This is a genomic window from Rhodoplanes roseus (assembly GCF_003258865.1).
In the GTDB taxonomy this organism is placed as follows: domain Bacteria; phylum Pseudomonadota; class Alphaproteobacteria; order Rhizobiales; family Xanthobacteraceae; genus Rhodoplanes; species Rhodoplanes roseus.
In genome coordinates this window covers 1-273 of record NZ_NPEX01000814.1, presented here as the reverse complement: position 1 = coordinate 273, position 273 = coordinate 1, and the positions used below count along the sequence as shown (strand labels likewise).

The following is a 273-nucleotide window of genomic DNA, read 5'->3' as shown; positions in this document are numbered from 1 at the left end:
TCCGCCCGGCCCCAGATCGGCAAGGCCTGAGGTGGCCAGCTTGCGGCCGATTGTCTCCACCAGCGCCGAATGCCCTTTTGTCTTCAAGCGGTCAAGGAGTGCGCCCGCGCTCAGCTCGGGCTCTTCAGACAAAGCCAAAGCAATGGTGCCGGCAAGGTCAGAAAGCGCCGCATCCGTGAAAGGAATGCGGCCGAGCATTTCGAGCCGCTCTTCGGCAAGCTGAGGATGAGCCAAAAACGTGCCGACCAGGATCGCATCGGAAAGGCCGATCGC

At 62.3% G+C, this 273-nt stretch carries 1 protein-coding gene; it reads right to left on the bottom strand.

All coding sequences use genetic code 11. The features are described from left to right. A partial coding sequence (locus CH341_RS34910) for a hypothetical protein (protein ID WP_210208732.1) occupies positions 1 to 273 on the bottom strand: 273 nt, incomplete at both ends.